At 68.1% G+C, this 301-nt stretch carries 1 protein-coding gene; it reads right to left on the bottom strand.

Features of this window, described 5'->3' with window-relative positions:
- Positions 1–301: ATP-binding cassette domain-containing protein (locus KVT32_RS29635; protein ID WP_217619377.1), on the bottom strand; the 301-nt coding region annotated here is incomplete at both ends.

Consider the following 301-nt stretch of genomic DNA (forward strand, 5'->3'; position numbering starts at 1 on the left):
TCATGCCCTGCCCCGCCAGCTTGCGCATCACCTGCAGCACCTCGCCCACCATTTCCGGATCGAGCGCGCTGGTCGGCTCGTCGAACAGCATGATCGGCGGGCGCATCGCCAGCGCGCGGGCGATCGCCACGCGCTGCTGCTGGCCGCCCGAGAGCTGGTGCGGATAAGCGTCGGCCTTGTGCGCCAGCCCGACCTGCTCCAGCAGTTCCATGGCATAGGCTTTCGCCTCAAGCCTGGTCGCACGCTTCAGGTTCACCGGCGCCAGCATGCAGTTCTCCAGCGCCGTCAGGTGCGGGAACAG

The sequence above is a fragment of the Achromobacter sp. GbtcB20 genome (assembly GCF_019091095.1).
Taxonomy (GTDB): domain Bacteria; phylum Pseudomonadota; class Gammaproteobacteria; order Burkholderiales; family Burkholderiaceae_B; genus Achromobacter; species Achromobacter mucicolens.